The sequence below is a fragment of the Pseudoalteromonas sp. APC 3358 genome (assembly GCF_030408075.1).
Taxonomy (GTDB): Bacteria; Pseudomonadota; Gammaproteobacteria; order Enterobacterales; family Alteromonadaceae; genus Pseudoalteromonas; species Pseudoalteromonas arctica.
Genome location: NZ_JASDCE010000002.1, coordinates 330,018 through 355,925, shown reverse-complemented (window position 1 = coordinate 355,925; position 25,908 = coordinate 330,018). Strand labels below are relative to the sequence as shown.

Below are 25,908 nucleotides of genomic sequence, written 5' to 3'. Positions count from 1 at the left end.
TCACTAAGCTACTGCTTGGTTTAGTCTTCACTGTAACCTAAGCTTCTTAGTGCACGTTCATCATCAGCCCAACCCGACTTAACTTTAACCCAAAGCTCTAAAAAGACTTTGTTATCAAGCATTTCTTCTATGTCTTTACGAGCTTCACGGCCAATGGTTTTTAGCTTTTCGCCTTTATTACCAATAACCATGCGTTTTTGTGTTTCGCGCTCAACAAGAATTAACCCATTGATGTGCCAAATACCGTTGTCTTGCCATTTAAACTGCTCAATTTCAACAGTCACAGAATATGGTAGTTCTTCACCCATAAAACGCATTAGCTTTTCACGGATAACTTCAGCTGCCATAAAGCGCATCGAACGGTCAGTTACATAATCTTCAGGAAAGTAAAATTCGCAAGGAGGTAAGCGTTTAGTTACTTCTGCTTTGATTAAATCAACGTTTTTACCTTGCGTTGCTGATACTGGCATAATTCCAACAAAATCAAACTTGTCACTTAACCACTTCATATGAGGCAATACAAGATCACGGTCTTTAACTTGGTCAATTTTATTAATAACCAATAATACAGGCTTACCACTTTGCGATACTTTATTAAGTACCATATCGTCATCTGCATTCCAATGAGTGCCTTCAACGACAAAAATAATAAGCTCTACATCGCCGATAGAACTAGACGCTGCTCGATTCATTAAACGGTTAATAGCACGCTTTTCTTCAACGTGTAGACCCGGTGTATCTATGTATACCGCTTGGTGTTTATCTACGGTATGAATACCCATAATACGATGACGTGTAGTTTGTGGTTTACGTGAGGTAATACTCACTTTTTGCTCAATGATTTCATTAAGCAAAGTCGATTTACCTACGTTTGGTCGACCGACAATCGCCACCATTCCACAAAATGTATCTACATCACGTTCATGAGGCTGTATTAAGGTATCAAGGTTCATTTTTAAGTATCTTCAATGCTTTTTCAGCAGCTTTTTGTTCGGCCTTACGGCGCGAGCTACCAACAGAAATTATGCTATCCATTCCATCAACAATACATTCAACCGTGAATGTTTGATTGTGTGCTTGGCCTTGTGTATCAACCACTGTGTAGCCCGGTAACGATAATTTACGGGCTTGTAAATACTCTTGCAGCAGGGTTTTAGGATCTTTCTGGTTAAGCCCTGGTGAAATAGCATCCAAACGTGATTGGTACCACGCCAATATAAGATCGCCACAACTGTCGATACCTGAATCTAGAAATGCAGCGCCTATAATAGCTTCTACTGCATCAGCAAGCGTTGACTCGCGACGAAAGCCGCCACTTTTAAGCTCGCCCGGCCCTAAGCGTAAATAATCGCCTAGACCAAATTCAAGACCAAACTCAGCAAGTGTTTGACCACGCACAAGTGTTGAGCGCATGCGACTTAAATCGCCTTCACGCGCTTTAGGGAATTTGGCATAAAGTGCATTGGCAATCACAAAGCTTAAAATCGAGTCGCCTAAAAATTCTAGTCGCTCATTATGTTGGCCTTTGTGGCTGCGGTGCGTCATTGCTTGTTCAAGTAAACCTTGATCAGCGAATTCATAGCCAATTTTTTTATATAATTCTGTTACATTTTTTTTCATCGTTACTGAATATTACCTAGGCGTTCAAAGCGAACACCAGTTGGAACCCATCCTGGTAAAATATCATCAGGGCCATTCTCAAATTCAAAACTCATCCATATAAAGACAGCTTTACCCACCAAGTTTTCTTTTGGTACAAAGCCCCAAAAGCGACCATCTTGGCTGTTGTCGCGGTTATCACCCATCATAAAATAATGATCAGCAGGAACAGTCCATTCATCAGAAGGCGTGCCCGGTTGCTGATAGTAACGCCCTTTTCTTTCAGGCGCTTGTGGGTTGATTAATATATCATGCGTAACTGTTGTTAAATTTTCATTCACACGAGCTAGAGGCATTGGGCCTTGTTTAAATTCGTTATCATTAATTAGTTTAAAATCAATTTTATTGAATTCATTACATAAAAGCTCACCCTGTTGGGTTTCGCCTTCTTTACAGTTTGGCTGAATATATAAACGTTTATCACGATAAACAATTTTATCGCCAGGTAAACCAATCGTACGTTTAATATAGTCAACACTTTCATCTAAAGGGTATTTAAAAACAACAATATCACCACGTTCAGGCTCACCGACATCAACTAACTGAGTGCGCCAAACTGGGTCTTTTATTCCATATGAATACTTTTGTACTAAAATAAAGTCACCCACTAACAGTGTAGGCATCATTGAACCAGATGGAATTTGAAACGGTTCAAAAATAAATGATCTAAAAATAGTAATTGCTGCAATCATCGGGAAAATCGACTTTGCTGTTTCTGTTAGTACTGGTTCTGGTGCAATTAATGCCGCAGTTTCTTCATCTAACGGAGCTCCAGCAGACGTTTGCGCTATCGCTAAGCGCTCCTGTCTTTTAGGTGCATACATTAAGTGATCTATTAACCATATTAAGCCTGAGCCTAAGGTTAATAGCACCAATAAAACTGAAAAATAACCAGCCATTTATAATCCTTTGTTTTTATTTACCAACTTTTAAAATAGCTAAAAACGCTTCTTGAGGCACTTCAACATTACCTACTTGCTTCATACGTTTTTTACCATCTTTTTGCTTTTTAAGTAGCTTTTTCTTACGACTCACATCGCCACCGTAACACTTAGCAATTACGTTTTTACGTAACTGTTTTACCGTAGTACGTGCAATAACGTGTTGTCCAATCGCTGCTTGAATCGCAATATCAAACATTTGACGAGGAATAAGCTCTTTTAATGCATCAGCTAATTGACGACCACGAGACTGCGCACCATCTCTGTGAACAATTATCGCAAGTGCGTCAACACGCTCACTATTGATTAAAATATCAACACGCACCATATCTGATGTTTGAAAGTGTTTAAAGTTATAATCAAGCGATGCAAAACCACGGCTTGTTGATTTTAATTTATCAAAAAAGTCCATTACCACTTCAGCCATAGGTAGCTCATACGTAACAGCTACTTGCTTTCCGTGATAGGTCATTTTTGTTTGGCTACCGCGTTTTTCAATACACAAAGTAATAACATTACCTAAGTATTCTTGTGGTACCAAAATATTAGCTTCAACAATCGGCTCACGAATTTCTAAAATATCGTTTACTGCAGGTAAATCAGACGGGTTATCAATCTGGAATGTACCTTCTTTAGTAACTATCTCATAGATTACCGTAGGTGCCGTTGTAATTAAATCAATATCGTATTCACGCTCTAAACGCTCTTGAATGATTTCCATGTGTAGCATACCTAAAAAGCCACAGCGGAAACCAAAACCTAATGCAGTTGAATTCTCTGGTTCAAAGAATAACGACGCATCGTTTAAGCTTAATTTATTAAGCGCATCACGGAATGATTCATACTCATCAGATGCAATTGGGAACATACCTGCATAAACCTGAGGCTTAATTTTTTGAAAACCAGGTAAACGAAGTGGAGCCGCATTTTTTTGATGAGTTATAGTATCGCCTACTGGTGCACCATGTATCTCTTTGATGCCAGCAATAACAAACCCTACTTCACCTGTTCTTAAAATACCGGTGTTAGTTTGCTTAGGTGTAAACACACCCACTTGGTCGGCTGTATGTATATGCTCATTCGACATTATTTTTATTTTGTCGCCAGTGCGTAATTCACCGTGCTTAATACGCACTAATGATACAACGCCTTGGTATGGGTCAAACCAAGAATCGATAATAAGTGCTTGTAGAGGTCCATCTGTATCGCCTACTGGCGGCGGAACATCTCTAACAATCACTTCAAGAACTTCGGCAATACCTACACCCGTTTTAGCGCTACATTGCACTGCATCAAGGGCATCAATACCAATAATTTCTTCAATTTCTTCTGCAACGCGCAAAGGATCCGCTTGCGGTAAATCGATTTTATTAAGTACTGGAATTACTTCTAATTCCATTTCAATAGCGGTGTAACAGTTAGCTAATGTTTGTGCTTCAACGCCTTGGCCTGCATCGACAACGAGTAGTGCACCTTCACATGCAGCTAAAGAACGCGATACTTCATATGTAAAATCAACGTGTCCTGGAGTATCAATGAAATTAAGTTGATAAGTTTCGCCATCGTTCGCTTTGTAATTCAACGTTACACTTTGCGCTTTAATGGTAATACCACGTTCGCGCTCAATATCCATTGAATCCAAAACTTGTTTTTGCATTTCACGGTCGGTTAAACCGCCACAAACTTGGATCAAACGATCTGAAAGGGTCGATTTACCATGGTCAATATGGGCGATGATCGAAAAATTACGGATATGCTTCATAAACTGGATTCTATACTTCTATTTTAATGGACTAAATATGAATACCTAAGTGACTTGAAAATACTTGCTGTAGGATGCCATAAGCTCAGTTTGTAAATTACAAACATCACGAATGCTTTTTAATATTGATTAAAACCATTTTATTTATTGAATAACAATAAGTTAAATTTATTTAACTTACATAATTCAGCTAGATAAAATAATTTAAAAAACCACTATTCCCTGTATTTCCAAGTTACTTTGGTATAAAACGGCAATTTTACATTTAATTGGCGTCAATCACCATCTATTTGAGTTAAAGGGATACTAATTGGGTGAATTTTTATAACTTTTATATCGTGCTTTAGCGATTTCACGCGAGTTTTAGCTATAAAGAAACCAGCAACACCACCTAAAGCTGCAGCTAAAATTTGCCAACCTTCACAAGCCATAAATAATTGCGCTGCAATCAGTGCAAAAACCAGACTTAAAAGCAGTGGTAGCATGTATACCGCAAATGCATGCTTAACGACGTGACTATCATCAAGTGACAAGGTTACCTTTTGTCCTACTTCAACAGAGGATTCAAATTTATAAGGGAAGGTTTTTTTTGCAGTGCCAAACAGCTTACCAAACACTTGTGAGCCGCAACGACCATTGCAGCCTTCACAAGCTTGTTTTTGTTGTGCTTCTAAATGAGCAATGTGGCCATCGAGGGCCACAACAGTGAGGGTTTGTTCAATCATAACAATCCTTACGAATCGTTTATAATGCGCGGGTAACTGACTCAGCAATCGCTTTTGCGGTCATACTCGGTACATTACCAACAACCGATACATCAAAATTACCGCCATTATGCACATATACTGTCGTTGCACCAGAGGTTAGTGCACCACTTAAACGCTTACCTGGTAATGGACGCTGAATAAATACCGAAATTTCAACAAAACCATCAGAGAACAAGTAATAGTCTGTTAATTCGTTATTTAAATCGAGCTTATGTCTGTCTGATTTTAGTAATTCAAAGCCATCCGGTAACCAACTAATTTGCCAGTTAGTCGCTGTACTGTCTTCGTTTATAAGTGCATCGTTTGGTAAAGGCGTTGGAAAGTTTCGATTGAGCACTTCAAGTAACATACCTGCTGGCTGCTCTGTCACACTAATGTGAGTAAGCTGTAACTGCTCTAAGGCCTCACCTTCATGGTTAACGTACGCGGCTTTTAGTAACAACGACGATTCCATATCCAGCCAAATCCAATAATTATATTTATACTCGTCTTTAGATTCTATGCGAACTAGTTGTGCAGCACGCCCTGCAATACGACCTTTCCCGCCTAATACAAAATCATAGTGCGCGCTTAAGCGATCTATATCTTTAAAAAGCACTTCAGGGATTGGACCCGCTATTGAATCTGTTTTTAGGGAGTATGGTTCAGACTGAGGTTCAAAATAAGTAACTTGGTTGTCAATACGGACCATTTCAAGCCCAGCACCGTTAAGTAAACTTAAATGCTCAAGTTCTGTGTCACCTTGTAAAGCATGCACCCATCGGTAGGGCTCCATTGTTTTACCTTTGACAACCACAAACGAAGCGTCAAAATTACGGGTGTGAACGGCATTAGCCATTTTTAGTAATAAATCTTTGGCAGGATTTGTGTCGTTGGCAAATGCATTAAAGCTTACTACCAACGACAGAACAAAAGTGATTACTTTCATTTAATTAGTTTTTTTCCTCAGACGCTTTGGTATTAGTTTGCGCTGTTTCTAAAGAATTCGCAACTCGTGCTTGGCGTTGATGCTCAAGAACTAATGCGCCAATACGTTGTTGCTGTAATTCACGTAAACCTTGCTCTGCATTTTCAAGCGCAGGCTCAGATGAGTAACTTACTGGCGACGCCATACCTGTCAGCGGTGTGGTTTGTAGTAATGGAATTTCGCTTTGTTGCTCGTTGTTACTTTGAGGAAGCGTATTAACTCCCACAATAGCAAACATTGCCACACTGGCTGCAATTGCTAGTTGAGCAACTGGCTTGCGCCAATTAAAAGCCACTACTTTATTATCTTGTACCGTCTCAGTGATTGCTTGAGGCTGTGTTTTTGACTGACTAAAGTTAGCATAAACAGGCTCGCTTTCAAGTGCTAATGCAACGCGATCGCTAATATCAATATGTATGTCGTTATTATTTTTTTGAGCACGCATCGCATCACCAATTAACGCATAACGGCCAAACGTAGTTACATCTTGCTCTGCAATTTTTGCATCAGTCAGATGTTGCTCGCCATCAAGTAATGCCGATAACGCTTCGTTATCTAACTTGTTAAGGTGTGCTTTTGTCATACTAAGACTCGCCTATTAATGGGTTTAATTTGTTATCTATTGCTTCACGGGCACGAAATATACGCGAACGCACAGTCCCGACCGGGCAATCCATTACCACTGCTATTTCTTCATAGCTCATCCCTTCGATTTCTCTAAGGGTGATTGCGGTTTTAAGATCTTCAGGCAAACTATCAATCGTATTAAAAATAACAGCGCGTACTTCTTCGCTTAAAAGTAGGTTTTCAGGAGATGCATTAGATCGCATTGAATCTGCACAATCATAAAACTCGGCATCTTCAGCGTCTATATCATTTGCTGGCGGCTTACGCCCCTGGGCTACTAAGTAATTTTTAGCACAATTAACGGCAATACGGTATAACCACGTGTAAAAGGCGCTGTCACCTCTAAAGTTTGGAAGTGCACGGTAAGCTTTAATAAAAGCCTCTTGTGCTACATCAGCAATATCGCCTTGGTTTGATACATAACGTGAGATCAAACCTGCAATTTTGTTTTGATACTTCTTTACTAATAGGTTGAAGGCGTTTTTATCTCCTTGCTGGACCCTTTTTACTAGCACTAAATCTAATTCCTGCTCGCTCATTCGAGCCGGTACTCCTATGTCTGATTTTTGCTTGTTATTCATATTGTCGTCATTGTTCACAAATACTCTGACCTCTTTATGAATAAAAAGTTCTGCTTAATATTATTTTTTTATAAAATAGATGATAAATAACGGCGCTAAGCCTTTAAAATCACTACGTAGTAGTATGACAAATATGGTACAACTACAGATATTAAAAACAAATATTGCTCTATATGAGCATTGTAACCGCAAAGTACCTCTGACATGAACCAAAATAAACATCACATTGCAGATGTCGCTATTATAGGTAGCGGCGCAGCAGGCTTATCACTTGCATTATCTCTAGCTAATTATTGTAACGTTACCGTGATCAGTAAAGGAGCGCTTACAGAAGGTTCTACTTTATATGCTCAAGGTGGTATAGCAGCTGTATTTGATAAACAAAACGACAGCATAGAATCTCATGTTGAAGATACACTCGATGCGGGCGGCGGTTTATGCGATAGAGACGCTGTTCATTATACTGCCAGCAATGCTCACGATTGCCTACAGTGGTTAATCGACCAAGGTGTTCCCTTTGATATGGAGTTTGATAGCAAAGGAAAAGAGCGTTTTCATTTAACACGTGAAGGCGGTCACAGCCATCGTCGTATTTTGCATGCAGCCGATGCTACTGGCAAAGCTGTGCAAACCACGCTTATTAGCCAAGTTAAAATTCATAAGAATATAACTCTCTTAGAGCAATACAATGCTATTGATTTAATTACAGATAAAAGCGCCGGAAAAACAGGCTCACACATTGAAGGTATGTATGTGTGGAACAAAAAAGCTAAAAAGGTAGAAACCATTTCAGCTAAATTTGTTGCTCTTGCCACTGGTGGCGCAAGCAAAGTGTATTTGTATACATCTAATCCAGATGTATCAAGTGGTGATGGCATTGCAATGGCATGGCGCGCAGGCTGTAAAGTTGCCAATATGGAATTTAATCAATTTCATCCAACGAGCCTTTATCATCCAGAGCTACAAAACTTTTTAATTACAGAAGCTATGCGCGGTGAAGGGGCTTATTTAAAACGACCTGATGGAACTCGTTTTATGAAAGACTTTGACAGCCGTGAAGAACTTGCTCCACGCGATATAGTGGCACGCGCAATCGATTTTGAAATGAAGCGTTTAGGTGCTAATTGTGTTTATTTAGATATTAGCCACAAAGATAAAGACTTTATTATTGAGCACTTTCCTACTATTTACGCAAAATGCCTAAGTGTAGGGCTTGATATAACAAAAGAAGCAATCCCAGTTGTACCTGCTGCGCATTACACTTGTGGTGGCGTAATGACCGACTTTAACGGTAAAACAGATCTCGATAACTTGTATGCTGTTGGCGAAGTCGCTTACACAGGCCTACATGGTGCAAACCGTATGGCAAGTAATTCATTATTGGAATGTATTGTATTTGCCCACGCTGCAGCTAAAGATATTTTAAGTAAAATTGAACATGCACCAGAGCCAATGGCTCTACCTCATTGGGATGAAAGCCGTGTTAGTAACTCTGATGAAGAAATTGTTATTACCCATAATTGGCATGAACTACGTTTATTTATGTGGGATTATGTAGGTATTGTACGCTCTACTAAACGCTTAGAACGTGCACTGCATAGGGTTGAGTTGCTGCAGCAAGAAATACACGATTATTATGCAAACTTTAGAGTAAGTAATAACTTGCTTGAGCTTCGTAACTTAGTACAGGTGTCAGAACTCATTATTAGAAGTGCAATGGAACGAAAAGAAAGCAGAGGCCTGCATTATACTATTGATTACCCTGAACAAAATGAAAATCCAACACCGACTATTTTGACTCCAAAACGCAATTAATCGCGCTTAAAGTAGCACGTTTTAGACGCGCATAGCTTTGTTCATTAACACCATTGGCTGAAATTATAAGCCAATGGTTGTTACTAAAACCTTTAATATGTAGCCATATATTATTGCCATAAAAACGGCTTTTTTTACTAATTTCACCCTGAATTTTTAAACCCTCGCCCTCAAACCTAAATAGCTTGGGTTCTAGAATTATAACGCCATGGTTTGGATGAATTGCCAACACTTTTTGCCACACTAAAAAGCCAGCTAATATATTAATTATCAGACAAAAAAGCATAGCTAGTAGCGAATCTAAAAATAAACATAATATTAAACTGAGCATGCAAAAAAAGACCACAATAGGTTTGTGGTCAGCGTTATTATTAGTAACTGTAAACCTATACACGAACTCGGTCTAAGATCAGCGAAACCATACCGTTTAACTGCTCATCTTTACATTCTTGATGACCCATAAACCATGCAAATAAGTCAGGGTCTTCTTCTGTTAGCAAACGCTGAAAAATAGCCTGTTGCTCTGCGCTTAAAGAGTCGTATGCTTCTTCAACAAACGGCATAAACAAAACATCAAGCTCTAACATGCCACGACGGCAAGCCCAACGAATACGTGCTTTACTATGAATTTCAACCATTTTAAACCTCATACTTAATTGACTCGAGTTTAACAAACACAAGCCTATTTAGCAGCTATTAATCTCTCATTAAAGAATAAACCCGCACCAATAAGCGCTTGTCTGTACCATACGTAACAACTGCGTTATTATGTCACTTCATTTATATTGCAAAGAAGGTTTTTATGTCGAGCGTTTATGCATGTCCGTTATCTCATCAACTTATTAGCCTCTGCGGTGCTGATAAATTATCTTATTTACACGGGCAAATCACTCAAGATCTAAATAAATTAACCAGCAGTAATTATTTGTGGGCTGGCCATTGCAGCGCTAAAGGTAAACTTTGGGGCGTATTTAAATTATTTTCTTATCAAGACAGCTACTACCTTACAGGCAGCGAAAACGAAGTAGAAAAATCGTTAGCTGAGCTAAAAAAGTATGCCGTATTTGCAAAAGTTGACATTAGTGCATGTTCAAAGCGATTAATTGGTCTCATTGGTGATGATTTATCGGATGTACTCGCACAACTTGATATTAACTTTGAAGGTGATGCGAGCGCGTGTGACTTTGAAAGCGGTAAAGCACTAAAATTAGCTGATAACCGTGTTTTATTGATGGTCGATAGCCAGTTTAGTATGCCTGATGACGTATCTACACTTGATAACGAAGCTCCTTGGCAACAAGCATCTATGCTTGCAGGTGAACCTCAGTTAAGTGCAGATGCAATTGGCGAGTATGTTCCTCAAATGGTAAACCTACATGCTATTGACGGTATAAGCTTTAAAAAAGGGTGTTATACCGGTCAAGAAACTGTGGCTCGCATGAAGTACCTAGGTAAAAATAAGCGTGCAATGTATATAGTCTCAGGTCAAAGCGAAGGGATACTTTCAGAGCCCGATTTAGAAACCCAATTAGGCGAAAATTGGCGCCGTGCGGGTAAACTTATTGCACAAAGCTTTAATGAACAAACAAATAAATTAACAGGCCTCGTTGTGTTGCCAAACGATACTGATGTAACTCAGGTACTTCGTGCAAAACACACACCTCAGGTGGAGCTAAGCATTCTGCCTCTACCCTACTCTCTTGAAGATGAATAAATAGGAATGACTATGATCGTTGCGGCAAACAAAGTGGTAAAAATGCATTATTCGGTAATGGATAATGATGGCAATAGCATTGATAACTCGTTCGGTGGTGAGCCACTACACTTTATCATTGGCACAGGCTACTTAATTTCAGGCCTAGAAAATGCTTTGCAAGGCAAACAACCAGGCGACACACTTAGCGTAAAAGTTGAACCTGATGAAGGTTATGGCGAACGCCACGATAACCTAATGCAAGCTGTACCTAAGTCGATGTTTGAAGGTATGGAAATTGAAGTCGGCATGCAATTTCGTGCATCAACAGATGATGGTGACCAATCAGTAATGATCATCGATATCCAAGATGAAGAAGTTATTGTAGATGGTAATAACCCACTTGCAGGCATAACACTTAACTTTGATGTAGAGATACTAGAAGTACGTGATGCAACCGAAGAAGAACTCACTCATGGTCATGTACATGGTGAAGGTGGGTGTGGTCACGACCACTAATACACTGTTAAACCAAGAAAAAAGCGCCTAGGGCGCTTTTTTTATATCATATTGTTGCGCTTAACCGTTTCAGTTTTTGCCTTACTAGGCAGCGCGATTGATACATTCTTTTCTTTTAGAGCGGCTAGTAAACCTTTTTGATCGTTTGTGCCAACTCGATACAAAGTGCCATCTTTAAGCGTTAGCTGTATTGCACTAAAGCCAGATACTGTATACACCCAACCATCGTGAGTAATTCGCATACCAATACCGTGTCTGTAAGAGTTTTGAACTGCCTTAGCTTCTACTACTTCGCCAAGCTCAATGCTTTGCCCTGCAACGCCTGGGCCAAACGCCCAGCTAATTTTTTTATCATCTACTTTTACTGTTAGACCATGGAACAAAAAGCCCACCAGCACTAAAATCCCAGCAAATATCATTAAAGGTCCATCAGCGCCTAATAAGTTCCATGCAAGCGCTACAAAACCGCCTATCCACGCTAATACAAAAAAGATAAACACCGCATACTGTTTATGCTGATACATAATATTCTCTAAATTAAATAAATACTTAAAAGCTGTACACCAATGTAGCACTTAGCTCTGAGTCGAACTTGAGTTTATCATCTTCGGGTTTTGAATTATAACGATACATGTAGGTAAATTTGAGTGATACCGCACCAATCACTTGGCTTATTAGTGCGGTTTCCGATTTTAAGCGAGAATTAAGACCTGAGAGCGACTGCTCTATACTCACATCTTGATTAAAACGAGTACGCTTAGAAACCAAACGTTCCCACTGCATTGCAACACGTACTAAATAACCAGTTTTATTAATTTCATCTTCGCTCACATCCGAATTTTCATCGGCTACTGAACGGTATAAACCAGGTCCTATATCAATATCTACTTTGTTTTTAGAGCCTTGGTATACACGCGCACCATAGCCTGTTGCCACCGTACTTTTAAAATCAAGTCCACTAAACTCATCTTCTTCGTAATCACCGTAAATAAAAAATGAGGAGTTTTTAACACCGACTTTATAGTTACCTTGCGCTGATACAAAAACACGATTAGCTGTAACATCAGTGCCACCGCTTTCATCGTTCTCATCACGCTTATAAAGAGAGTCTATTTTAAATTGGTTACGCCACTTTTCAAAGTCTTGGTATAAATTACCTTTGAGCTTAAAACTGGTCGAATTGGTGTTACCTTTACTTAGAATAAAGCCAAATTCAGTATCACCATAGAACATGTCACCTTTGTGTAACTCATGAATTTCTTCATCAGAGAGCTTGCCATATTCATGAAAATCTTCAAATGGATCAACGGCCCAACTTGGGCAGCTAATTATTAAAAAAATTAAAAATAAATACTTACGCACAATACTCTCTCTGCACACAATTATAAAAATAAGCAGTATTGCTTATTCAGTTTCTTTCCATAAAATATGACAAAACGGAGCATCTTTATCACGACTAATCAAAATTTTAGCAAACAAAACATCATCATTTTCAAATTCTAAACCAACCAACACCTGAATAAAGTGCTCTGGCTCTATTTCAAGGGCTACAAAGTCTTGCCACTGGTCATCTGGCTCGTCTTCTTCAATAAAGCCTAGGTCTTCTCTAAACTCATTAAAGTCTTCAACATCTTTTTCACTCAAGTTATTTGGCGCTAACTCTAAAAAAATATCATAAGCTTGGTGAGTAGCTTCTTCTACCGTATATAAACGTGGACCCGACATATGTGCTTAACCTTAAGCTTTTAAGTTGCGCTATATTATCAAATCTCATCATCATTTTGATAAAAAAAAGCGTAAAACACTGACTTTTTTGTAACCGAGTCATGCTTTATTCAGCATACAACTAAAACGACAAATAACAACTCACCTAACCTATTGAATATAAAGATTACTTTTATTATTTAAGTTAAAATAACAACGTAAAATATTTTTATTATCTTAGGTCCGAATTGTTTAGCCTTTTCTCATCTAAAACCAATCCTTTAAGACTACGGCTTTAGCAATAAATTCCATTTATTTAAAAAATACCGTCACTTTACTTAATTCCTATAACAACATAAGCTCAAGCAACAGGTCAGAGGAGTGTGTAATGATAAAACTAGAAAAACAAAATGGCATTGCAACCGTCACGCTTAGCAGAGCAAAAAAACAAAATGCATTAAGTTTTGAAATGTTTGTAGAGCTAAACAAAGTCATTAAAAATATAAAAAGAGATCGCAGTATTCGTGCTGTGGTAATAAAAGGCGATGGCGAGCATTTTTGTGCAGGCCTTGATATATCTGCAGTAATGGCTACACCAATGAACATAGTGAAATTATTGCTTAAATGGTTACCTGGCAATCAAAATTTAGCGCAAAAAGTAGTATTAGGCTGGCAGTCACTGAGTGTGCCCGTTATTGCACAAATTGATGGCAACTGTTTAGGGGGGGGTTTGCAAATAGCTTTGGGGGCAGATTACAGAGTTGTTCATATTGATGCCAAACTTGCCATTATGGAAGCGCGTTGGGGATTGTGCCCCGATATGGGCGCAAATGTAATGATGAGCGGTTTAGTTAAGCGCGACCAAGCACTTTGGCTTGCAAGCCACGCAAACCCAATCACTGCACAACAAGCAAATGAGCTAGGTTTGGTTACTAAACTTACCGATGATACTCAGCAAGCAACGCAAAACATGCTCAATACATTACTTGAGCGTTCACCAGATACGCTCGCTGCAATTAAACGCATTACACAACTTAGCTATAAACCAAACCAACGAAAAATACTCGCTAAAGAAACCTTCAGCCAAATTCGCTTATTGCTAAACCCAAACACTAAAAAAGCAATTGCTAAAGCAAAAGGAAAAGCGAATATAACCTACGCAAATACAAAGCACTGGTAGACTATTGCACAATGCATAAAAGAGTTTGATTTGTTAAAGTTAAGCTCTTATCTTTTCTGTGGGCCACTTTGATGAAATATCTGCTCAGTAGCGCTATTATTTTACTATGTTTAGCCTGCGCTAAACTCATTATGCACTTTATTGGTGGAAGCTTTCCTGCACCGTTACTCGCTATGGTTATTTTATTAGTTTTACTCTTGTCGGGTATTGTAAAAGAGCAACATGTAAAACCATGCGCCTCCCCTATTTTAAATATTATGCCTATCTTTTTCATTCCTGCGGGTGTGGGATTTATTGAACATCTCGGCCTTATAAGGTCGCACTGGGCATTTTTAGCCTCAGTTGTGGTGCTAGTCCCTATAACTACCTTGTTGCTTGTTAGCAGTGTAATTGCGTACTTTAAGGGAAGAGAAAATAATGACTGATTTTACTTTTTCCGCTATTTCAGAGCTACAGCCTAATTTATGGTGGCTAAGTATTCCTTTTATTATTGTATTGTTTTTAGCACTAAGGGCCGTAAACCAAAGTATAAAAAACAGCGTATTTAAATCGCTCACTAACCCCGTATTTTTAAGTATTAGTATTATCGCTTTATTACTAATTGACCTAAATCTGCCTTATGCGCAATTTGCCTCGCACAGCAAATTACTAAGCTGGTTATTAGAGCCCGCGATTGTAGCTTTAGCACTTCCTTTATATCAGCAGTTTACACACGTACGAAAAAATCTATTACTCATAGTCGCAACATGTAGCTTAGGTATTGTTAACGCAACCGTTGTGGCATTTTTGCTAAGCATATTATTTAATGCGCCTGCGCAGCTAAGTGCATCTGTTGCTGCACTCAGTGTCACAACCCCAATATCTTTAATTGTTACTGACTCATTAGGGGGGATTAGCTCTCTTGCTGCGGCTTTAGTTATTTTTATTGGTTTACTAGGTGCTTTATTTGGCTTTATGCTTTTTAAACTCATTAATATTTTTAATCACGAATCTCAAGGTGTTGCAATGGGCACAGCTTGTCATGCAATTGGGACTGCTGCTGCTATTGCTGAGCATCCAAAAGTAGGCGCTTACTCCTCAGTTGCAATGGCGCTAAGTGCTTTATTAACAGCAATTATAGTGCCGCTGTTATATCCATTTTTAGTCAACATTTTGCTATAGTTGGAAAAATATAACATAGCCCTAACATAGAGCGCTTTATGATCAGTTCTGAAATCGAACAGTTTGAAAAATATTACACCATGCTTACTGAGTATATGGTTACCTACAGTATGCAAATTGTTGGCGCTATTTTTATCGTCCTCATTGGTTTGTGGATAGCACAAAAGCTTGCCAAATTTGTAGCCGCGTTAATGACCCGTCATAACGTTGACATTACGCTTACTAACTTTGTCAGTAGCGTGGTAAAAGTACTGCTAATTGTAATGGTTATAATTATTGCACTTGGCAAAATAGGTATCAGCGTTACGCCATTTGTAGCAGCCATTGGTGCTGCATCTTTAGGTGCTGGTTTAGCGCTGCAAGGAATGCTTTCTAACTATGGTGCGGGCCTTGCCATTATAGCCACTCGACCTTTTGTTGTTGGTGATACTATTGAAGTTAAAAATGTAAGCGGCCAAGTTAAAACAATTGAGCTTGGCTACACTATTTTAATCAATGAAGAAAAAGTAGAAATCACCATTCCAAATAAGCATATAGTAGGTGAAATACTTCATAACTCATTTAGTTACTCATTGGTCAAAGGTGAAATAGACATAGCCTATAGTGCTTGCTCTGATAATGCGATTAGCCTTATTGAAGACGTACTTAAAGCACACGAATTAGTCGCACAAAATCCGTTATCACAAGTGGGTATTGAACGCTTTGCCGATAGCGGCGTTACAATAAGCTACCGATATTGGGTGCCTACTACTAAAATTATTGAAACCAAGCTGGCTATTAATGGCGGTGTTTATAAAGCAATTAATAACGCTGATATTGAAATCCCATTCCCTCAACGCGTCATTACAATTAACAAAGCCGATTTAGAAAGCTAATTTATTTTTATATTGAGCTTGCATATCTGCAAGCTCATTCTTTCCTATCCCCTCTCCTCAGAATAAACTCAAATAGTTGTGTTATAGATTTATTTGCCATATAAATAGTGTTAATAAATACCAATACGCACTTAATTTTAATAATAAAAAAACAATAATGAGTAATTATGATGCGCAACCCCTTCTACCTAGGCGATTGGCAAGTAACACCTTCAACTAACTCAATTCAGCTCACTGGTAAAGCCAAACAGTTAGAGCCTAAAGCGATGGATGTTTTATTGCATTTGTGTCAACAAAATGGCGACATTGTAAGCAGCGATGAATTGCTCGATAAATGCTGGAAAAATACTGATATTGGCGATAATCCTTTACATAAAACTATCACTCAGTTAAGAAAAGCGCTCGGTGATAAAGCCAATGAACCACATTATATTGAGACTATCCGTAAACGTGGCTACCGCATTATTGCAAAATTATCTTTTCCATTAGCTGATCCTATCCCAAGCACTAAAAGTACATGGCAAGGAGGATCCCCTTTTTTAGGCCTGCGTGCATATAACCCAAATGATACCCACGTTTTTTTTGGCCGCACCCAATCCATAGCTACCCTGCTGGAAAGGATATCTAGCCAGGTAAATTACGGTCGTGCTTTTTGCTTAATACTTGGCCCTAGCGGTACAGGTAAATCCTCGCTTGTTAATGCTGGAATTTTACCAAAACTGCTAGATGAGCGAGGCTATAATGGCATCGGGGTTATTTCCTACACCCAGATCGACTTTGCAGATGTGCATAAAAATAGACTTTTTCTAGACTTAGCTTCTGCATTACTTGATTGGGATATAAACGCCCAGCCTGTGTTTGAAGGATTAAGCGCGCAAACACTGGCAGAGCAACTAGAATTGGCAATCGATGGCGTAATCAACGCCATACAAATTGCACTTAGCAAAGCCTCTACACAACTTAAAACACCCCAGTTATTTTTATTTATTGACCGCTTAGAAGTACTGCTTTCTTCTCCTTTATTTAGTAGCGAAACACGCAGCCATTTTTTATCAGTTATTGAGCGCTTAGCAACCTCTAAAACTGTGATTGTATTTAGTGCGTGTCGTAACGACTTTTACCCTTTAGTGGTTGAACAACCAAGTCTAATGGCAGGCAAAGCTCATGGCGCGCACTACGATTTAACACCGCCAAATCGCCAAGAGCTTCAACAAATTATTCGCCTGCCAGCGCTAACCGCTAATTTAACGTTCTCCAATGACCCACAAACCCAAACACCACTGGATGAAATATTGTGCGCCGATACAGCCAATAACCCTGACGCACTGCCCATGCTGCAATACACATTGCAAGAGCTGTACTTACAGCGCAGTGATAATAACGAGCTACTGCACAGTGTTTACACAAAACTCGGGGGTATTGAGGGAGCCATAGGCAAAAAAGCAGAAGATATATTTATTGACCTCAGCAACGAGCAACAACAGCAACTAAAAAGCGTGTTATCACAACTGATCACTTTAAATCCAGATGGTAAAACCATTACGAGCCGCGCTGCCCGCTGGCAAACATTAACGAACACAAGCCAAAAAGAGCTTGTGCAAGCTATGGTCGATAGCCGTTTATTTGTATCGCATTTACAAAATCAAGAAGCCTGTTTTAGCCTTGCTCACGAGGCATTATTACGTCAATGGCCGCGCGCAAAACGATGGATTAATGACCATAAAGATGCCTTAGCAATAAAAAGCCGCTTACAACACCAAGCGCAAAATTGGATAGATGAAGGTAAAAGTAGTGCTTACCTCCTAGCGCCAGGTAAACCGCAACAAGAAGCGCAGCTATTACTTAACGACAAACTGTTTAAATTAGATGATAACGAGCACGCTCTTATCAAAAGCTCTATTAAAAAAACAAAAGCAAAAATAAGAGTAAAACGAGTGACCGTTGCTTTATTGTGCTTACTTACATTTACCGCGTTATTAATGAGCTTTACTAGTTTTAAGGCCCAGCAACATGCGCAAAAAAAACAGCTTGAGGCCGAAAGCTTACTGGGGTTTATGGTGGGTGACTTTGCCGACAAACTGCGTAGCGTAAAGCGTATGGACTTACTTGATGGTATTAGTAATAAAGCACTTGAATATTTTACAAATCAAACAGACGAATCAGGTTCACTCTTTAGCTTTAGCGATGATAAAGCACAATTTAACAACCGTTTCCAGTACGCACAAACCCTCGAAGCAATGGGTGAAGTAGCTTATTCACGGGGTAAAACCGATGAAGCCTTTACCGCCTTTGAAAACGCCCGCACCCGCCTTGAGGCATTATTAAAAATACAGCCTAACAATATAGAATTACTAACGCTTGCGGGTGCCAATGCCTTTTGGTTAGGCCAGCTTCATTATGATAAAAGTGATTACGCTGCCACTGAGCCATTATTTAAAAAGTACCATATGTATAGCGAAACCATGTATTCATTAGCAGCGAATGATTTTAATTCCATTATGGAGTTGTCGTATTCACATAATTCGCTGGGATCTTTGTATTTAAAACAATTTAATTATAAAGCGGCAAAACAGAGCTTTACCGAATCACTTACTCTTAAAAACGAAGCGCTTGTGCTAAAGCCCAACAATAAAAACTTATTGCGTGATAAAGCAGATACCCTTAGTTGGCTTGCAAAAACTGAAGGTATGCTTGGTAACTTCAACACTGCAGTGTATATATTGGACAATGCAGTTGCTGTGGTCAAAAAGGTGGCTAATCACTACCCTGATGACGCGAGTCTTTTTTATATGTCAGCAAATATATATATGCAACAAGGCTATTTACTAAGCTATTTACCTGATAAAAAAATGGCCTATTTAAAAGCTCGCTTTGCGAATGAAAATATAAATGAGGCTTTAAAGCAAGATCCAGAAAATAATGAATTTCAACATATGTATTATCGCTCTTTAGCGCAATTAATAATGTTGTCTTATGACAAAAAAGTAGATTCAAGAATAGGAAAAATTATTAGCTTCTTAAAATCACAAGGTTTTAATAGTATCAATTCTATTAATACACAAATTAGTCTGGCTCGCTATTTTATTGACAGAAACTTCCCTCTTAAAGCGCAAGAGTTATTAACAACCCTTGAGAATGATGGCGAATATAAACGTTACATAACCAATAAAATGAAGAATAGAGATAACTTAGCTCCCATAAATATAAACCTGCTCAAAGCTAAATTAGCTTCGACCAGCGAACAGCGAGAGCAATTTTGCGTAAATGCGCTTAAAGCTATTACTCAAACAGTAAAAATAAACCAAAGTATTCACGTAAAGTACCCGCAGGTACAAGCATATACCTGCTTAAACCGAACAAACGAAATACCAGCAATAACAGCAAGTCTGATAAAACTAGGCATTACTGACTTTAAACTATAAATACAAAGGAAATAACATGAATACCACCTTAGAAAAAGTCGATTTTCAAGTACATATTGAGTTTAACGATAAAAAAGAGGCCGTTTTTAGCTATACAGAAAATGGTAAAGCCGTTGACGGCGGCGGTACAGTAAGAGCCGAAACTGCAGGTACTTACACTTTAACTCCTGTAACAGTTAGGCTAGGCTTTTTTTTCACGGGGGCTACAATTACTAATAAAATCGGAACATGTGCCCAAGATTTCAGTTATGAACTTAGTGATAACCGCCAAGCAATCACCGTCACCGATACAGCAAAAAACTCAGGCACTGCATGTTTAATATTTAACGTTGAGTGTAATGATAAACCTTATTCAAGCCCTGACCCACAAGTTATAAATAAAGACAAAAATTAATTATTGATTTTAAATTGCACAAGCATAATTTCCCCAGTGCAATTTATTTATAACCTAACTACCTTTTAGCTAAGCACTGACACACTTCAATAAAAACAAATAAAATCAACAAATTAAAAAAGAAGGTTACCGAAAGGTTTAAAAACCATAAATTAAATAAACTCCTAGACATAAAGTTTCATTAACAATAAAAATGAGCAACACCATGTCTAACAATAATGAAAATAGCAGAGCAAACAACACCGACAACGCTGTATCTGCATTAATGAGCAGCATTTCTAATACCGTTAACAATGAAAAAATAAGCGCAATTATTAATGTCACTAATGTGATGGCCGATGCTATTTTTATTGTTAATGCAGATGGAGTGTTTGAATCAGTAAATCCCGTTGCAGCTCGTTTTTTTAATGTTACGTCTGACTCGTTAATAGGTAAAAAATGGCAAGATTGTTTACAAGAACAGTATCGCGATGACTATCAATACATGTTTGAAAGTTGGAAAAACAACTATCAAACACCACTCAATCATGGCCCGAAAGAAGTTAAAATAATAAAAAACAATGGTAACTGTTTAGATATAGAGCTCTCAATTTCTTGTATACCCGCATCAACTACAAACAATATCCCTCTATTTATTTGTATTATGCATGATATTTCTAGGCATGTTAAAAAGTATAAAGTACTCGAAAACATAGCCAAAATAGATCACCTTACAGGCGTCGCTAATCGCTGCACTTTAGAAAAGGCGATTATTAAAAATTGGCAAGAATGCATAGTAGACAAACAGCCTTTGAGTTTTATCTTGATCGATATTGATTTTTTTAAACTGTTTAATGATAATTTTGGTCATGTAAAGGGTGATAAATGTTTGCAAAAAGTAGCTCAAACAATTGAAGACTGCCTCCCCTCAAAAGATAGTTTAGTAGCACGCTATGGTGGTGAGGAGTTTGCTGTTGTATTACCCCGCTCACATGTCTCAAATGCAGAAATGATCGCAAAACGTATTCAAGAAAAAATACTCAACATTAATTTTAGAGATATTGGTTTGCCAGCGAATGTAAAGATAAGTGTAAGCCAGGGTTTAGCGTGTGAATACGATAATCAGTACAGAACATCTGAGGCATTAATATGCGCGGCTGATACGGCTTTATATAGAGCGAAGTCGGAAGGTCGTAATAAATTATGTATAAGGTGATGTACTAACTATTTGGTATAGCCTTTATCTACTAAAATAAAAAACCGCAATTGCGGTTTTTTATTACTTGAGAAAAGCTTAAATGTCGATTAGCAGCCCTTCGTCTTTTTTAATCTTTTCGATCACCATATAAGTATGATGAGTGCCCACGCCGGGAATATCGACTAAGTCGCCAAGAACTTGTCTATATTCTTCCATATTAGAAACGCGAATTTTTAATAAATAATCATAACCGCCTGCCACCATGTCGCATTCAACGACTTGTTGTATTCTTAGTATATGCTCTCTAAATACCTTAAATACTGCTGTATTTGAAGCAACAAGCGACACTTGAACATGTGCTACTAAGCTTTGATTAAGCTTTGCTTCGCTAAGCTTAGCGTAGTAGCCTTCGATATAGCCTTCTTGCTCTAATCGTTTTACACGATCTAGGCACGGGCTTGCACTCAAATTAACCTGTTTTGCGAGGTTAACATTTGAAATTCTGCCGTTCTTTTGTAGAACGTCTAGTATGGCTAAATCAATACGATCTAGCATGCGTAATCTATTTGGAATTGTCATAACAGAATTTTATGCGGATAAGTTAAATTTATGCCCTGTAAATTATCGTAAAACGCGAAATTTAACCAGCATATTCTGCTGAAATTTAATTAGAATGCACTCACAATATCACTGGTAATTTATTGGTAATTAATTTTACTTTAATTCTTAACACTCCTGAGGGTTGCTTATGTTATTCAACGGCGATTTAACAACGATTTGTCCTATTAGACAAAGAATCCGTGACTTCTACCGCATAGATGAAAATGCGGTTATTGATCATATTTTACCGCTTGCAGAAGTAGGCGTAAAAGCACGAAGTCGTGCCTGGGAAAGAGCCCGCCAGATTGTTTTAAACATTCGTAAAGAGCAAGATGGGCAAGGCGGTGTTGATGCGCTTTTAAATGAATTTTCACTCTCTAGTGAAGAAGGCGTTGTATTAATGTGTTTGGCCGAAGCGCTGCTTCGCGTACCAGACAAAGCAACTCAAGATGTACTGATTCGTGACAAGTTAGCGAAAGGTGATTGGAGCTCTCATTTGGGCAGCAGCGATTCTTTATTCGTAAACGCGTCTTCTTGGGGATTATTAGTTACCGGTAAAATGGTTAACTACACAGACAAAACGAAAGAACAACAGTTCGGCATGCTTAAAAAGACCATTGGTCGTTTAGGTGAGCCAGTTATTCGTAAGTCTGTAAATTTTGCTATGAAAATTATGGGTAAGCAATTCGTTATGGGTCGTACCATTGACGAAGCAATTGAACGTGCTGCCGATACAGAGCAAAAAGGTTATGTATATTCTTACGATATGCTAGGCGAAGGCGCGCGCACAATGAAAGATGCGAAGCGTTACTTTGACAGCTACATGAATGCTATACACTCGATTGGTAAAGCGGCAAATGGTCGTGGTCCAATTAAGAGCCCTGGTATTTCAGTTAAGCTTTCTGCTATTCATCCGCGCTATGAGTTCACTCATAAAGACCGTGTGATGGAAGAAATAGTCCCTAAGTTAAAAGAACTTGCGCTTGCTGCTAAGAAATACGATATCGGCTTTACCGTTGATGCTGAAGAAGCTGACCGTTTAGATATTTCATTAGATGTCATTGAAGCGGTATTTAGTGATGAAGATCTTGGTGATTGGCAAGGATTTGGCTTAGCGGTTCAAGCGTATCAAAAACGCGCTATTTTTGTAATTGAATGGCTAACAGACCTTGCAACCCGTGTTGGTCGTAAAATGATGGTACGTTTAGTTAAGGGCGCGTACTGGGATACTGAAATCAAAACCACACAACAAGATGGTTTAGAGCATTTCCCTGTATTTACTCGTAAAGCAACAACCGATGTTTCTTACAAAGCATGTGCAATTAAAATGCTTGAAGCGCGCGACGTACTTTATCCACAATTTGCTACACATAACGCTTACACTGCCGCGACTATTTTAGAAGTAGCGAAAGGCGACAACACCGGTTTTGAATTTCAACGTTTGCACGGTATGGGTGAATCATTATTCGACCAAATCGTTAACGAAGAAAAAATTCAATGTCGTGTATATGCACCGGTTGGTCAACACGAAGACCTACTTGCTTACCTTGTTCGTCGTTTGTTAGAAAATGGTGCTAACTCATCATTTGTAAACGCGATTGTAGATACAACAAAACCTGTTGAATCATTACTACCAGACCCTGTAGAAACACTGCAAGGCCTGCGTAACAAGTACAATACGCAAATCAAAATGCCAATTGATTTATACGGTGAAGAACGTGCTAACTCTAAAGGCATGGATTTAACCGATATTAACGTTATTACCCCTTTCAAAGAGAATCTTGAAACATGGTTTAATGAGCACTTAATTGAGCAGAGCCAAGTACCAGAAGGCTCATTGGCTGTTAAAAACCCAGCAAATCACAAAGAAATCATCGGCCACGTTAAGTTACAAACTGGCGAAGAGATGAAAGTATTACTGGCTAACGCTGAAGCGGCACTTGAATCATGGTCACAAACACCAGTAAAAGAGCGTGCTAATTTACTGCGCCGCGTTGCTGACATTTTAGAGCGTCATCATGATGAACTAGTCGCTATCTGTATTAAAGAAGCGGGTAAAGTAGCGCAAGATGGTATTGATGAAGTACGTGAAGCGGTTGATTTTTGTCGTTACTACGCAGCGCGCGCTGAAGAGTTATCTAAAGATGAGCGTTTTGAAGCCCGTGGCGTTATTTTATGTATTAGCCCGTGGAACTTCCCGCTTGCAATATTTTTAGGTCAAGTTGCTGCTGCGATTGTTACAGGTAACACTGTAATTGCTAAGCCTGCTGAGCAAACAAGTTTAATCGCCCTTCGTGCAATTGAACTAATGCTATCTGTTGGTTTACCTGAGCACGTTGTTCAACCTGTTATCGCTCGCGGCTCAGAAGTAGGTAAAACAATTGTTCCAGATGAGCGCATTCAAGCGGTTATGTTTACAGGTTCTACTGAAACAGGCACATTAATTTCTCAAACACTTGCTGCACGTAACGATATTCAAGTACCGTTAATTGCAGAAACAGGTGGCCAAAACTGTATGATTGTTGACTCAACGGCGCTTCCTGAGCAAGTAGTTGACGATGTGATCAGTTCTGGTTTTCAAAGTGCTGGCCAACGTTGTTCTGCTCTTCGTGTTTTATTCATTCAAGATGACGTAGCAGATGGCATTATCGAAATGCTTAAAGGCGCTCTAGCTGAGTTACACATTGGCGACCCATCGTTACTATCAACTGATGTTGGTCCGGTAATTGATGAAAAAGCACTTAAAAACTTAAATGAACACGTTGAGTACTTAAAAGGTAATTCTATACTTCATTACGAATGTAAAATTCCTGATAATACTCAAAATGGCGCATACTTTTTTGCTCCTCGTTTATACGAAATTAAAGACTTATCAGTACTTAAACGTGAAGTATTTGGCCCATGTGTTCATATTGTTCGCTTTAAATCGAATGAACTTGATGATGTGATGGATCAAATAAATAACACGGGCTATGGTCTGACAATGGGTGTTCACTCACGTATCGAAGAGCGCTGTGAGTACCTTGCTAAAATGTCACGTGCGGGTAATGTTTACATTAACCGAAACATGATTGGTGCCATTGTTGGTGTGCAACCGTTTGGTGGCCGTGGTTTATCAGGTACTGGCCCTAAAGCCGGTGGCCCTAACTACCTACAACGTTTAGTAAAAGAAAAAGCATCACCAGATAACGTACAAATGACTAACCTAACGCCTGACGAACTTGATTTACACCACTACAGCGGTGCGAATGAGCAAGTTAAAAAGCTAATGGCTAACTCAATGCGCGATGAGAAAATCTGGCGTGCAACACCACTAAACGACCGTGTTTCGGCTGTACGTCAGTTGCTTGCTAAAATCGCGACGGTAGAAATTATCGACGATTTAGCAGACGACTTAGCATTAACATTATCAGAAGCACGTGCACAGCTTAACCGCCTTGAAAAGCACATGCGTAAGTTTACTACCCTGCCTGGGCCAACGGGTGAGTCTAATACACTTCATCTAGAAGCACGTGGTTGTGTAGTGTGTTATGCAGATAAGAGCACATCATTTAACTTCTGGGCATTGTCTATCATCACTGCTATTGCCGCAGGTAATACGGTAATTACTGTAGCGTCTGAGCTGTTTTATGATGAAGCAGTTGCCTTTAAAGATAAATTTATCTCTACAGGTGTTGCAGAAGGTGTTTTCCAAGTAGCTAAACCTAACCAGTTACAAGCTATTTTGGCGCACCCTCATTTAGCCGGTGCGGTAGTTGCTGCTCGCTCGTCTCGCTTGGGCTACTTTAGTCAACAGCTTGCACAGCGTAAAGGTGCTATTTTACCAGTAATTAGCTCTGAGTATTACGATACATTAATCAAACGTCTTATTACTGAAAAAACAATCAGTATTGATACAACAGCATCAGGTGGTAACACATCACTAATGACGCTTGTTGAAGATGATGAATAATTAAGCTAATGCTTTTTAACTAAAAAATAAAAAAGGCACTGAAAAGTGCCTTTTTTATTAGGTAGTAACGTATATATTTGTTAGCTTAATGAAAGATTAACAATAGAAGTAA

The 25,908-nt window shown here is 38.8% G+C and carries 25 protein-coding genes; 11 read left to right on the top strand and 14 right to left on the bottom strand.

Annotation, left to right across the window (positions count from 1 at the left end):
- Window positions 1–20: 20 nt before the first annotated feature.
- The 8 genes from era to rpoE all read right to left on the bottom strand — a co-directional run bounded on the left by era (window position 21) and on the right by rpoE (window position 7,262).
- Complete coding sequence (era, locus tag QL995_RS04305) at window positions 21–953, bottom strand: GTPase Era (protein ID WP_007581730.1); 933 nt, start codon at window positions 951–953, stop codon at window positions 21–23.
- Window positions 943–1,620 (bottom strand): ribonuclease III, encoded by a 678-nt coding sequence (gene rnc / locus QL995_RS04300; protein WP_007581728.1) that lies wholly within the window; start codon window positions 1,618–1,620, stop codon window positions 943–945. The genes era and rnc overlap by 11 nt, the downstream gene beginning before the upstream one ends.
- 2 nt (window positions 1,621–1,622) lie before the next feature.
- The gene (lepB, locus tag QL995_RS04295) at window positions 1,623–2,558 is read right to left on the bottom strand and encodes a signal peptidase I (protein WP_024589998.1); all 936 of its coding nucleotides are present in this window, start codon (window positions 2,556–2,558) and stop codon (window positions 1,623–1,625) included.
- 16 nt (window positions 2,559–2,574) lie between these two features.
- On the bottom strand, window positions 2,575–4,362 hold the full coding sequence (gene lepA, locus QL995_RS04290) for a translation elongation factor 4 (RefSeq protein WP_290293131.1): 1,788 nt from the start codon (window positions 4,360–4,362) through the stop codon (window positions 2,575–2,577).
- A gap of 275 nt (window positions 4,363–4,637) precedes the next feature.
- The gene (locus QL995_RS04285) at window positions 4,638–5,087 is read right to left on the bottom strand and encodes a SoxR reducing system RseC family protein (RefSeq protein WP_290293129.1); all 450 of its coding nucleotides are present in this window, start codon (window positions 5,085–5,087) and stop codon (window positions 4,638–4,640) included.
- A 19-nt stretch (window positions 5,088–5,106) separates the two neighbouring features.
- Window positions 5,107–6,057 (bottom strand): MucB/RseB C-terminal domain-containing protein, encoded by a 951-nt coding sequence (locus tag QL995_RS04280; protein ID WP_007581719.1) that lies wholly within the window; start codon window positions 6,055–6,057, stop codon window positions 5,107–5,109.
- Between the two features lie 4 nt (window positions 6,058–6,061).
- On the bottom strand, window positions 6,062–6,679 hold the full coding sequence (locus tag QL995_RS04275; RefSeq protein ID WP_290293125.1) for an RseA family anti-sigma factor: 618 nt from the start codon (window positions 6,677–6,679) through the stop codon (window positions 6,062–6,064).
- 1 nt (window position 6,680) lies between these two features.
- Window positions 6,681–7,262, bottom strand: coding sequence for an RNA polymerase sigma factor RpoE (gene rpoE / locus QL995_RS04270; RefSeq protein WP_002958721.1), 582 nt, complete (start codon window positions 7,260–7,262; stop codon window positions 6,681–6,683).
- 246 nt (window positions 7,263–7,508) lie between these two features.
- Between rpoE and nadB the strand changes: the two genes are divergently transcribed.
- Window positions 7,509–9,119 (top strand): L-aspartate oxidase, encoded by a 1,611-nt coding sequence (nadB, locus tag QL995_RS04265; RefSeq protein ID WP_007581714.1) that lies wholly within the window; start codon window positions 7,509–7,511, stop codon window positions 9,117–9,119.
- On the opposite strand, the gene QL995_RS04260 is transcribed toward nadB, so the two are convergent.
- Window positions 9,094–9,450 carry a hypothetical protein gene (locus tag QL995_RS04260; RefSeq protein ID WP_007581712.1) on the bottom strand — a complete coding sequence of 119 codons (357 nt, stop codon included), beginning with the start codon at window positions 9,448–9,450 and terminating at the stop codon, window positions 9,094–9,096. The two genes, nadB and QL995_RS04260, sit on opposite strands and share 26 nt — an antisense overlap.
- A gap of 55 nt (window positions 9,451–9,505) precedes the next feature.
- A complete protein-coding gene (locus tag QL995_RS04255; protein ID WP_007581709.1) occupies window positions 9,506–9,757 on the bottom strand; it encodes a succinate dehydrogenase assembly factor 2 in 252 nt (83 codons plus the stop codon).
- A gap of 164 nt (window positions 9,758–9,921) precedes the next feature.
- Here QL995_RS04255 and QL995_RS04250 point away from each other — a divergent pair, with 164 nt between their 5' ends.
- Window positions 9,922–10,833: a folate-binding protein YgfZ gene (locus QL995_RS04250; RefSeq protein ID WP_010553210.1), complete on the top strand. Its 912-nt coding sequence runs from the start codon at window positions 9,922–9,924 to the stop codon at window positions 10,831–10,833.
- Between the two features lie 12 nt (window positions 10,834–10,845).
- Entirely contained in the window at window positions 10,846–11,331 is a 486-nt protein-coding gene (locus QL995_RS04245; protein WP_007581704.1) for a peptidylprolyl isomerase, read from the top strand.
- A 41-nt stretch (window positions 11,332–11,372) separates the two neighbouring features.
- Here QL995_RS04245 and QL995_RS04240 read toward each other — a convergent pair whose 3' ends face one another.
- From QL995_RS04240 to QL995_RS04230, 3 genes are read right to left on the bottom strand one after another with little or no spacing between them, the layout of a single operon-like run.
- Window positions 11,373–11,855 carry a hypothetical protein gene (locus QL995_RS04240; RefSeq protein WP_008168001.1) on the bottom strand — a complete coding sequence of 161 codons (483 nt, stop codon included), beginning with the start codon at window positions 11,853–11,855 and terminating at the stop codon, window positions 11,373–11,375.
- Window positions 11,856–11,880: 25 nt separating this feature from the next.
- Window positions 11,881–12,693: a DUF481 domain-containing protein gene (locus tag QL995_RS04235; RefSeq protein ID WP_290293118.1), complete on the bottom strand. Its 813-nt coding sequence runs from the start codon at window positions 12,691–12,693 to the stop codon at window positions 11,881–11,883.
- A 42-nt stretch (window positions 12,694–12,735) separates the two neighbouring features.
- Window positions 12,736–13,056, bottom strand: coding sequence for an HI1450 family dsDNA-mimic protein (locus QL995_RS04230; protein ID WP_007581697.1), 321 nt, complete (start codon window positions 13,054–13,056; stop codon window positions 12,736–12,738).
- 367 nt (window positions 13,057–13,423) lie between these two features.
- Here QL995_RS04230 and QL995_RS04225 point away from each other — a divergent pair, with 367 nt between their 5' ends.
- The 7 genes from QL995_RS04225 (at window position 13,424) to QL995_RS04195 (ending at window position 21,262) form a co-directional block, all read left to right on the top strand.
- Complete coding sequence (locus tag QL995_RS04225; RefSeq protein ID WP_024590003.1) at window positions 13,424–14,215, top strand: crotonase/enoyl-CoA hydratase family protein; 792 nt, start codon at window positions 13,424–13,426, stop codon at window positions 14,213–14,215.
- A gap of 71 nt (window positions 14,216–14,286) precedes the next feature.
- On the top strand, window positions 14,287–14,640 hold the full coding sequence (locus QL995_RS04220) for a CidA/LrgA family protein (RefSeq protein WP_197188926.1): 354 nt from the start codon (window positions 14,287–14,289) through the stop codon (window positions 14,638–14,640).
- Entirely contained in the window at window positions 14,633–15,376 is a 744-nt protein-coding gene (locus QL995_RS04215) for an LrgB family protein (protein ID WP_197188927.1), read from the top strand. Before QL995_RS04220 ends, QL995_RS04215 begins: the two co-directional genes overlap by 8 nt.
- A 38-nt stretch (window positions 15,377–15,414) precedes the next feature.
- The gene (locus QL995_RS04210) at window positions 15,415–16,251 is read left to right on the top strand and encodes a mechanosensitive ion channel family protein (RefSeq protein WP_002958733.1); all 837 of its coding nucleotides are present in this window, start codon (window positions 15,415–15,417) and stop codon (window positions 16,249–16,251) included.
- 167 nt (window positions 16,252–16,418) lie between these two features.
- Entirely contained in the window at window positions 16,419–19,673 is a 3,255-nt protein-coding gene (locus QL995_RS04205) for a winged helix-turn-helix domain-containing protein (protein ID WP_290293114.1), read from the top strand.
- A gap of 16 nt (window positions 19,674–19,689) precedes the next feature.
- A complete protein-coding gene (locus QL995_RS04200) occupies window positions 19,690–20,067 on the top strand; it encodes a DP-EP family protein (protein ID WP_290293113.1) in 378 nt (125 codons plus the stop codon).
- A 205-nt stretch (window positions 20,068–20,272) separates the two neighbouring features.
- Window positions 20,273–21,262: a sensor domain-containing diguanylate cyclase gene (locus QL995_RS04195; protein ID WP_007581681.1), complete on the top strand. Its 990-nt coding sequence runs from the start codon at window positions 20,273–20,275 to the stop codon at window positions 21,260–21,262.
- Window positions 21,263–21,340: 78 nt separating this feature from the next.
- On the opposite strand, the gene QL995_RS04190 is transcribed toward QL995_RS04195, so the two are convergent.
- Complete coding sequence (locus tag QL995_RS04190) at window positions 21,341–21,823, bottom strand: winged helix-turn-helix transcriptional regulator (protein WP_024590009.1); 483 nt, start codon at window positions 21,821–21,823, stop codon at window positions 21,341–21,343.
- Window positions 21,824–21,992: 169 nt separating this feature from the next.
- On the opposite strand from QL995_RS04190, the gene putA reads away from it, so the two are divergent.
- Window positions 21,993–25,796, top strand: coding sequence for a bifunctional proline dehydrogenase/L-glutamate gamma-semialdehyde dehydrogenase PutA (putA, locus tag QL995_RS04185; protein WP_010553201.1), 3,804 nt, complete (start codon window positions 21,993–21,995; stop codon window positions 25,794–25,796).
- The last annotated feature ends 112 nt before the right edge of the window (window positions 25,797–25,908 follow it).

What these genes read in the sequence shown, in the direction of transcription:
- era (WP_007581730.1), bottom strand. Translation starts at nt 953, where the DNA reads ATGAACCTTGATACCTTAATACAGCCTCATGAACGTGATGTAGATACA.
- rnc (WP_007581728.1), bottom strand. Translation starts at nt 1,620, where the DNA reads ATGAAAAAAAATGTAACAGAATTATATAAAAAAATTGGCTATGAATTC.
- lepB (WP_024589998.1), bottom strand. Translation starts at nt 2,558, where the DNA reads ATGGCTGGTTATTTTTCAGTTTTATTGGTGCTATTAACCTTAGGCTCA.
- lepA (WP_290293131.1), bottom strand. Translation starts at nt 4,362, where the DNA reads ATGAAGCATATCCGTAATTTTTCGATCATCGCCCATATTGACCATGGT.
- QL995_RS04285 (WP_290293129.1), bottom strand. Translation starts at nt 5,087, where the DNA reads ATGATTGAACAAACCCTCACTGTTGTGGCCCTCGATGGCCACATTGCT.
- QL995_RS04280 (WP_007581719.1), bottom strand. Translation starts at nt 6,057, where the DNA reads ATGAAAGTAATCACTTTTGTTCTGTCGTTGGTAGTAAGCTTTAATGCA.
- QL995_RS04275 (WP_290293125.1), bottom strand. Translation starts at nt 6,679, where the DNA reads ATGACAAAAGCACACCTTAACAAGTTAGATAACGAAGCGTTATCGGCA.
- rpoE (WP_002958721.1), bottom strand. Translation starts at nt 7,262, where the DNA reads ATGAGCGAGCAGGAATTAGATTTAGTGCTAGTAAAAAGGGTCCAGCAA.
- nadB (WP_007581714.1), top strand. Translation starts at nt 7,509, where the DNA reads ATGAACCAAAATAAACATCACATTGCAGATGTCGCTATTATAGGTAGC.
- QL995_RS04260 (WP_007581712.1), bottom strand. Translation starts at nt 9,450, where the DNA reads ATGCTCAGTTTAATATTATGTTTATTTTTAGATTCGCTACTAGCTATG.
- QL995_RS04255 (WP_007581709.1), bottom strand. Translation starts at nt 9,757, where the DNA reads ATGGTTGAAATTCATAGTAAAGCACGTATTCGTTGGGCTTGCCGTCGT.
- QL995_RS04250 (WP_010553210.1), top strand. Translation starts at nt 9,922, where the DNA reads ATGTCGAGCGTTTATGCATGTCCGTTATCTCATCAACTTATTAGCCTC.
- QL995_RS04245 (WP_007581704.1), top strand. Translation starts at nt 10,846, where the DNA reads ATGATCGTTGCGGCAAACAAAGTGGTAAAAATGCATTATTCGGTAATG.
- QL995_RS04240 (WP_008168001.1), bottom strand. Translation starts at nt 11,855, where the DNA reads ATGTATCAGCATAAACAGTATGCGGTGTTTATCTTTTTTGTATTAGCG.
- QL995_RS04230 (WP_007581697.1), bottom strand. Translation starts at nt 13,056, where the DNA reads ATGTCGGGTCCACGTTTATATACGGTAGAAGAAGCTACTCACCAAGCT.
- QL995_RS04225 (WP_024590003.1), top strand. Translation starts at nt 13,424, where the DNA reads ATGATAAAACTAGAAAAACAAAATGGCATTGCAACCGTCACGCTTAGC.
- QL995_RS04220 (WP_197188926.1), top strand. Translation starts at nt 14,287, where the DNA reads ATGAAATATCTGCTCAGTAGCGCTATTATTTTACTATGTTTAGCCTGC.
- QL995_RS04215 (WP_197188927.1), top strand. Translation starts at nt 14,633, where the DNA reads ATGACTGATTTTACTTTTTCCGCTATTTCAGAGCTACAGCCTAATTTA.
- QL995_RS04210 (WP_002958733.1), top strand. Translation starts at nt 15,415, where the DNA reads ATGATCAGTTCTGAAATCGAACAGTTTGAAAAATATTACACCATGCTT.
- QL995_RS04205 (WP_290293114.1), top strand. Translation starts at nt 16,419, where the DNA reads ATGATGCGCAACCCCTTCTACCTAGGCGATTGGCAAGTAACACCTTCA.
- QL995_RS04200 (WP_290293113.1), top strand. Translation starts at nt 19,690, where the DNA reads ATGAATACCACCTTAGAAAAAGTCGATTTTCAAGTACATATTGAGTTT.
- QL995_RS04195 (WP_007581681.1), top strand. Translation starts at nt 20,273, where the DNA reads ATGTCTAACAATAATGAAAATAGCAGAGCAAACAACACCGACAACGCT.
- QL995_RS04190 (WP_024590009.1), bottom strand. Translation starts at nt 21,823, where the DNA reads ATGACAATTCCAAATAGATTACGCATGCTAGATCGTATTGATTTAGCC.
- putA (WP_010553201.1), top strand. Translation starts at nt 21,993, where the DNA reads ATGTTATTCAACGGCGATTTAACAACGATTTGTCCTATTAGACAAAGA.